The following is a 327-nucleotide window of genomic DNA, read 5'->3' as shown; positions in this document are numbered from 1 at the left end:
ACCAATCTAGATGCCCGCACGGAGCTGATGATGGGCTCGCTCCAGGGCGGCTTAACCTTCCAGAAGGGGCTAGGCGCTATTCATGCACTCTCACACGCCTTGGGAGGACTGCGTGAGTTACAGCTACATCATGGCACCCTCAATGCCATTTTTCTGCCTAGCGTTATGCAAATCAATCGCGATGCGGTGCCTGAAAAAATTCGCTGCATAGAAACCGCACTGAAGATCCAAGAAGGAGGTTTACCCACTGCTCTTGCCGATCTCAATACACAGTTGGGAATCCCCAAAGGGCTCCGCAGTTTGGGCGTCAGAGAGAGCCATTTCGAT

Annotated in this window: 1 pseudogene; it reads left to right on the top strand. The window is 52.9% G+C overall.

The features are described 5' to 3' along the window. A pseudogene (locus tag CIK77_RS17420) lies at window positions 1–327 on the top strand (iron-containing alcohol dehydrogenase); the annotation flags it as partial.

The sequence above is a fragment of the Microbacterium sp. JB110 genome (assembly GCF_003335195.1).
In the GTDB taxonomy this organism is placed as follows: Bacteria; Actinomycetota; Actinomycetes; order Actinomycetales; family Microbacteriaceae; genus Microbacterium.
This window is presented reverse-complemented; position numbering and strand designations above follow the sequence as displayed.